General features: G+C 27.9%; 7 protein-coding genes, 1 pseudogene and 1 other annotated feature. Of the genes and pseudogenes, 2 read left to right on the top strand and 6 right to left on the bottom strand.

Annotated features, from left to right (window positions below):
• The 4 genes and pseudogenes from ANHYDRO_RS09470 to ANHYDRO_RS00165 form a co-directional block, all read right to left on the bottom strand.
• A pseudogene (locus tag ANHYDRO_RS09470) lies at positions 1 to 311 on the bottom strand (DUF2232 domain-containing protein); the annotation flags it as partial.
• A gap of 358 nt (positions 312 to 669) precedes the next feature.
• On the bottom strand, positions 670 to 1416 hold the full coding sequence (locus tag ANHYDRO_RS00175; protein ID WP_004812139.1) for an ABC transporter ATP-binding protein: 747 nt from the start codon (positions 1414 to 1416) through the stop codon (positions 670 to 672).
• 1 nt (position 1417) lies between these two features.
• Positions 1418 to 2383 carry an ABC transporter permease gene (locus ANHYDRO_RS00170; protein WP_004812137.1) on the bottom strand — a complete coding sequence of 322 codons (966 nt, stop codon included), beginning with the start codon at positions 2381 to 2383 and terminating at the stop codon, positions 1418 to 1420.
• 27 nt (positions 2384 to 2410) lie between these two features.
• On the bottom strand, positions 2411 to 3508 hold the full coding sequence (locus tag ANHYDRO_RS00165) for an ABC transporter substrate-binding protein (RefSeq protein ID WP_039913569.1): 1098 nt from the start codon (positions 3506 to 3508) through the stop codon (positions 2411 to 2413).
• A gap of 47 nt (positions 3509 to 3555) precedes the next feature.
• Positions 3556 to 3778 (bottom strand) — a binding site (T-box leader).
• A 184-nt stretch (positions 3779 to 3962) separates the two neighbouring features.
• Here ANHYDRO_RS00165 and ANHYDRO_RS10140 point away from each other — a divergent pair.
• Positions 3963 to 4325, top strand: coding sequence for a metallophosphoesterase family protein (locus ANHYDRO_RS10140; RefSeq protein WP_004812133.1), 363 nt, complete (start codon positions 3963 to 3965; stop codon positions 4323 to 4325).
• Positions 4326 to 4675: 350 nt separating this feature from the next.
• Complete coding sequence (locus ANHYDRO_RS00160) at positions 4676 to 6076, top strand: hypothetical protein (RefSeq protein WP_004812131.1); 1401 nt, start codon at positions 4676 to 4678, stop codon at positions 6074 to 6076.
• 23 nt (positions 6077 to 6099) lie between these two features.
• On the opposite strand, the gene ANHYDRO_RS00155 is transcribed toward ANHYDRO_RS00160, so the two are convergent.
• Entirely contained in the window at positions 6100 to 6699 is a 600-nt protein-coding gene (locus tag ANHYDRO_RS00155; RefSeq protein WP_004812128.1) for a hypothetical protein, read from the bottom strand.
• Between the two features lie 50 nt (positions 6700 to 6749).
• Positions 6750 to 7526 carry an enoyl-CoA hydratase-related protein gene (locus ANHYDRO_RS00150; RefSeq protein ID WP_004812126.1) on the bottom strand — a complete coding sequence of 259 codons (777 nt, stop codon included), beginning with the start codon at positions 7524 to 7526 and terminating at the stop codon, positions 6750 to 6752.
• Between the last annotated feature and the right edge of the window lie 20 nt (positions 7527 to 7546).

The following is a 7546-nucleotide window of genomic DNA, read 5'->3' as shown; positions in this document are numbered from 1 at the left end:
TTATAGTAAAGATACCCAATTATTGACAAAGATAAAACTGACAAAATTACAGTAAGAGTTTTTATGCTATACTTATCTGTCTTATTTTTCTTTATCAAATCAAACAAGAAGTTTCCAAAAATTATCATAGGAAACATTATGTATAAGCATATCTCCATATTAAAAATAGAAGAAAACAATGCTGAAGTGAATAAAAATATCATTTTATTCTTATCATTCATCTCGTACAATTTTATAGCTGTAAAAATTGGAATAAAAAATGCAAATATCAAATAATAAGATGATAAAAATGCTAAAGATACATTTATCAATCCAAAAATTATACTAGCTATTTTTTTATTTTATTTAAATATTCATTCATAAAAATCCTTTCTTTTAGAAAGATTATCACATAGATTATACAATTTTTTAGAAAAAAAAAGCTAACCTAAATAATTTTAGGCTCAGACTGTTGACAAAGTATACAAATCCTCATGCAAAGAATATCATACGAAAAAATTGATTTGATTTCAAATTTGAAAATTCGTTAAAAATCGCAACTGCTCGAGCATTAGCGAGTTTGCGATTTTAGAATTTCAAATTTAGAAATCAACAATTTTTGGAGTTAGATGTTCGTGCTTGAGGGTTTGTCTAAGTTCTGAATCTAAATAATTCTAGGCTAGCTTATCTTTAATAATTTAAAATTTTTAAAATTTTATTCCTGTAATTTATAAATTTATCACTTGTCCTATCTCTAGGATAAGGAAGATCTATATCTACAATTTCTTTAACTCTTCCAGGTCTTGGCTCCATTATTATAACTTTAGATGACATATAGACAGCTTCTTCTACGTCGTGAGTTACCATTATCATTAAATTTTTTATTTCTTGCCATAAATTTAAAATTTCATCTTGCATATTCATCCTTGTAAAGGCATCCAAGCTTCCCAAAGGCTCATCTAACAAGAAAACTTCTGGCCTTGCAATCATAGTCCTAATCAGAGAAACTCTTTGGGCCATTCCTCCAGATAATTGTTTTGGAAATGAGTTTTTAAATTCGCTTAGGCCAACTTTTTTAAGCATGAGGTCGATTTCTTTCTCATCGATTTTTTCTTCATTTTTTAATGATCCAGAAAATCCAACATTTTGACCAACTGTTAGCCAAGGAAAAAGTGTTGGTTTTTGAAACACCATTCCTTTTTTTGAAGATGGTTTTTCAATTTCTTTACCATCTAATAAAATTTTTCCTTGGCTTGGTCTAATTAGGCCTGAGATAAGCCTTAACATAGTAGATTTTCCACATCCTGAAGGGCCAACTATTGAAACAAATTCATTGTTATCAATAGATAAATCAATATTTTTTAGGGCATGAGTTTTTTCGTCTTCTTCAATTTTTTCAAATACTTTTGAAACATTTTTTAATTCTAATTTGCTCATTTTACACTTCCTTTTGCCATTTTAAGGCCTTTGATGAAATCTTTTTTAAAATCATATTTACTATAATAAAGGTCAAAGCTAAAATTATTATTGCTCCATACATTGAAGAATAATCAGCCCAAGAAGATTTCCATGTAATATACCAACCAAGTCCTGATTCTACTCCAAGCATTTCTGCAACTATTAGGGATGTACAAGCTGAGCTCATACCTGAAATTAATCCTTGGAAAATATTTGGACTTGCTGATGGAAGGGCAATTTTTCTTACCAATTCATTTTCATTTGCTCCTAAAGTTTTGGCTGCTTCATAATAAGACTTGTCTACATTTTTAATTCCTGTCATTGTAGCAAGAGTTGTTTGAAACCAAACTCCAAGTCCTATTATAAAAACTGCTCCTCCAAAAAGACTTGTAGCAAGAACCATAACTACAGGTATCCAAGTTGTTGTTGGAATTGGTCCTAATAATTTTAAAAATGGGTCTACCCAATAATCAACTTTTTTAGAATATCCTGCCAAAATTCCTGTAATTATTCCAAGAATTGCCCCAATAAAATATCCTGTAAATAATAATTTTAAACTTGCAAGGGTTGATTCTAACAAAAATCCCTTATCGGCAATCATAGAATTCATAATCATATCAAGCCATGCAAAATATGGTAGGGGCAAAACTGCAAATTTTAAGGTTAAGAGGTCATAAATTATTAAAATAGCAAAGACAAAGGCATATAAGGGGGATTTATAGCATAGCCTATCGCTTATTTTTTCATTTTTAAATGATATTATAAAAAACACCAGATAAAGACCTAGTAAAAATATCAAAAAATATAAATAAACAGGAGTTGCTTTCATATTTTTTTGGTGATTTGGAAAATATAAATATTCCAAAATTGCAAAAATTCCAAAAATTATTGGTAATATTTTTTTAATTATTGAATTTTTTTCACCCTTAGTTTTTTCATTATCCATAATACTTTCCTTTTCTATAATTATTTTTTATTTTTCATCATAAAAACTACCCATAGGTAACCAGTATGATTTCATTAGTTGGTCAACACTTCTTTGATCTTTTATTAATCCAATTTCTTTATAATCTGTAAATATTGATTTTAAAGTACTTTCTGCTAGGTCATTTTTCACTGAATAATCATATGATTTTATAAGGTCAAGTCCTGCATCAAAGTCACCACTAGCAAGGTTGTTGTCATATAATTTTTGTGTAGCCTTTTTTGGATTATTTTGCATATAATCATTTGCTTCTTGAATTGCTGTAGCAACCTTATCAGCTATTAGTGGATTTTCTTTAGCAAATTTTCCATTAAAGGCAAGTACGCAGCATACTTCTTTTCCAAAGTCATCATCATGAGTCATAGATCTAATTGATCTAATTTCTCCCTTATCTACAAATTGTTTTGCAAATTGATCATCCAAAACAGCAGAATCTATTTCTCCATCTTTCATAGCTTGAATGACTGCTGCATTGTCAACTTGTTTATAAGTTACCTTATCAGGATTAACATCATCATGGTTAAAAAATCTCAATGCTGTGTTGTGGTTTGAATTTCCAATTCCATTTGTTATAGCAAGATTTTTTCCTTCAAGTTCTTTTGTTTTTGTAATTTCACTATCATTTAAAACATAAAGAGATTTACATCCAGTATGAGATGCTGATGAAAATACTATATCAAGTCCCTTTGTTGCTGGAACAACCATTCCTGCAAATTCTCCAACTAATCCATCTAGTTTTCCACTTCCTAAAGCATCTTTAGGATTTTTTGTATTTACAAATTCCACTTCAACATCACGGTCTTTAAAATATCCATTTAGATTTGCAATATTTGGTCCACCTAAACAAAGATCTCCTGAATATCCTAATTTTATTTTATCCTTATATCTTGGTTCTTCTTTTATATCTTTTTTTGCATTTTCTTTTGCAATTTTTTGTACATCTTCAGTCTTAATATTTTTACTTTCACTTACATTTGACATACTTTCACTTGAATTATTTTCACCATTATTTAATTGGCTCTTGCATCCTGTAAAAACAAGAGATCCAATCAACAAAACACCTACAATTTTTGATTTAACTTTCATAATTCCTCCAAACATTTTATTAAAAAACAATAGAAAAAGCCCGTCCAACAAAGGACGAGCTACCGTGATTCCACCTTTTTATTTTTATTATAATAACAAAAATCTCTCAGGGTCTATTAACCCTTATCCTGGTAACGGTGGATGCCGCTACAGCCTAATATCGGTGTAGAACTCAAAGATGCATTTCAATTTATTTTAACTTGGTTAATCTCAGCTAAATAACCTCTCTGTAAAGTATGATAAACCTACTCTTCTTTTCCATGTCTTTTTTTATTACAAAATTAATTATACAATTCATACTAAATCGGTCAAGTTTATTTTGATTTTTTTAAATTTTTTTGCAAATTTTTTTCAATCTTTTTAATATCATAATCTTTTTTTATTTAAACTTCAAGAAATTTTCTTATTTATTTTTAATATGGTATATTTAAAATAAGACGAAAAGAGGAATATTATGGAAAATAAAAATATAAAACTTAGTATTTTATCTGATACCCATATATTAGCAAGAGATTTGATGGCTGATAACAAAGAATTTAATATGGCAATCAAATATGATAGAAAATTTTTGGTTGAAGGAGAAGGACTTTTAAGATCTGCCTTAAAACTTGCAAGTGAAAATGAAAGTAAATATATAATAATTCCTGGAGATTTAACAAAAGATGGAGAAAAAAAATCCCACCTTGAAGTTTCAAAGATTCTAAAAGAATGGACTTATGAAGATGAGTCTAGAAAAATATTTTTAATTCCAGGAAATCACGATATAAATAATAAGAGTGCTTTTGATTATAAAAATTTAAAAATACCCCATATATAAAACCAAAAGAATTTTTTGAAATTTATGACTTTTTATATAAGGACTCTGTTTTAGAATATTATAAGGATAGTCAAATTTATAAGAACTACCTAGGCGAAATAAATAAAAAATATGAAAGAGAATTTGAAAATTCTTATTACGCTCAAGGATATGGATCTTATCTAGCAAGAATAAATCCGAATTTAGATGAAAAAAATTCTCTAACTTTAATTTTTATAGATACATCAATTTATTCATGTGACTATGAGCAAAATCACAAGGATGGTAAGAATAATGTAGTTGGAGCTTGTGATAAAAATGTTTTAAAATGGGCTATTGAAAAAATTGACCAAGCTAAAAAAAGAGCTGATATGGTTTTTGTAATTTCTCACCATGCTTTTATCCCAAATTTTAGGGACCAAAGGCTAGTTCTTGGACCTTTTATAATTAAAAATTGGAATGAAAAATTTAAAGATAAAGATCCTAGGATAAACAACAAACTTCCTATAGAAGTTTTGGCAGATTGTGGAGTTAAATTTCTATTTACTGGCCACTTGCATGAAAATGGAACTGCAAAATATAAATCAATTTTAGAAAATGAAATATTTAATATACAAACAGGCTCAACTGTAACCTACCCCCTTCCAATTAGGCATATAAATATATATGATGACTTGAAAGATTTTTCTGGATTTTCTATAGATATGAAAACCCAATTAATAAAAAAATTTGAGTATGAAAATTTAAATGGAGAAAATATAAAAATTGATAATTCTATAGCCTATGCCTTAAAAAATCAATTATCCTTAAAGGATGTTTTATTTAATTATGTCCATTCTATGGCCAAAAATCCTATAATTTCCCAAATGGATATTAAGAAATTTCTTATAGAAAGGCTAAATACAAATCTTAATTTAAAGCTTTCAAACAAGGGGTATGTAAAGGAAATTTTAAAAGAATTTTCTTTTAAATTTCCTATCTATGTAGAAAAATTTGGAAATGTAAATCTTATAGATGCTGACGGGGAAATTTTTATAAAGGTAGATTCTTACAAGTCTCATGCCCTAATTAAGGCAGGAAATTTAGAAGCATGCATAGAAATTTTGATAAGGCAATTTGAAGAAAAAATAATGACCACTGATAATATGATTTATTATTATGATAAGTTAGTAAAAAAAGCCCTATCAATGCCTATTTCAACTGATAAACATAATTTATATGACTTTTCAAATTATATTTACCAATATAAGGCCCTCGATGAAAAAACTACCCCATCTTATGTAGTTGAATTTTTAGCAAAATTAAACAATCCAGATTACTCAATAACTGAGGAAGTTATAGATTACTGCCAAGATGAAATTAATGAGATTTTTGAATTTTTAACTATGAATATAAGATTTGAAATTGATGGGTCCAAAGATAAATTTTTTGATAAGCTAATTTCAATAAAGGGCTTATTTTTTAGAAGTCTAATTAGATATTTAAAAAGAAAATCAAACAATTTGTATGACTTGATAACTTTTATATCTAAATTTATTTTGAAAAAAAGAAGGGTTAACGGAGTAGACTTAGTAAAATATATAATTTCTTATAAAAAAGTTACAAATATCAAGCAAAATATAGGTAAAAAAATGTTAGGAAGGGCAAATTTAAGGTCATATATTGTAGATTTAGTAAAATCAATCAACAATGAAGTAGTAGAAACTTACGAAAATGAAGACTTAAATGAAAGAGACCATTATTTTTCTTATGTAGAATATGAGGATGAATAAAAAGGACATTTTAAAATGTCCTTTTAGCTTGATATAATAACTTCATAAGCCATAGAATTATCTACATTAACTACAAATCCTAGCCCACTTCTCCTACATTTTTCCAAATAATTTATAAATTCTTCTTCATTCATCATCTCAGGTTTAGCTAGTCCACTTTTTGCCATAATTTTTACATTAGGATCAAGCTTAAATTTATAAACCCCTTCATCAAAAGTTGAATCTCCAAAAGATCCTGTCATTTCTTCATTATAATTTAAAATTCCGGAAAATATTAAATATCCGTTTTCAAATTTTACATAATCAACATATCCTCTTTCCCAACCTTCTCTCGACTTATCAACTAAGCTTGCGCCGTAAGATCCATAAGATGTTAATAGATTTTTATCATCCACTTTACTGTCTTGTTCATAATCTTCTTCTGATAATTTATTTTCTTCTATATTTTCAATAATAAATGATGGATCATCTGATACTTTATTAGATATGTTATTATATGTAACATTTGAAGAAATATTAGAATTTTCCAAATTATCACTTGTTTCTATTATTCTAGTAGATTTTTTAGAACATCCTGTAAAAATTAAGGATAAAAAAAGTAAGTATATTAATTTATTTTTCATAAATTCTCCTTTTAAAAAAAGCCCAGTTAAACTGGGCTAGGATCTTTTAATTAAAAATCAGATAAATCTGCTTTCCTCTTTTCTAAGAATGCTGTCATTCCTTCTTTTTTATCATGAGTTTCAAAAGTTGATGCAAAAGTATTTGCTTCTAATTGAATTCCTGTATGAAGATCTGATTCAAGACCTAAATTAATTACTTGTTTTGCAAGAGTTACTGCATAAGATGCTTTTGACATAATTTTTTCTGCCATTTTTGTACAATAATCCATCAACTCTTCTTTTTCGACAACATGATTTACAAGACCTATTCTGTAAGCCTCATCAGCTTTTATAGAATCTGTTGTAAAAATTAATTCTTTTGCAATTCCCTTTCCTACAAGTCTAGGAAGTCTTTGTGTTCCACCAAAGCCTGGAATTATTCCAAGACCTACTTCAGGTTGACCAAATAAAGCATTTTTTGATGCAACTCTTATATCACAAGCCATAGAAATTTCACATCCACCACCAAGGGCAAATCCATTTACAGCTGCAATTGTAACTTGTGGCATCTCTTCAAGCATATTAAATGTTTCATATGCAAGCATGCTCATTGCTCTTCCTTCTTGTGGTGTAGCATTTACCATTTCGGAAATATCAGCACCAGCTACAAAAGATTTTTCTCCACCACCAGTTAAAATTAAAACTTTAACATCTTTTCTTTCTCTAATATCTGAAAAAGTTTCATTCAATTCTTTTAATGTTTCTGAATTTAAAGCATTTAAAGCCTTTGGTCTATCAATAGTTACATAAGCAATTTCATTTTTCACATCTACTTTTACGTTATTCATATTTTCTCCTTTAAGATATT

Origin of the sequence: Anaerococcus hydrogenalis DSM 7454 (assembly GCF_000173355.1) — a bacterium.
GTDB lineage: Bacteria > Bacillota > Clostridia > Tissierellales > Peptoniphilaceae > Anaerococcus > Anaerococcus hydrogenalis.
Note: the sequence above shows the minus strand (reverse complement) of the source record. Positions and strands in the feature narration are given on the sequence as shown.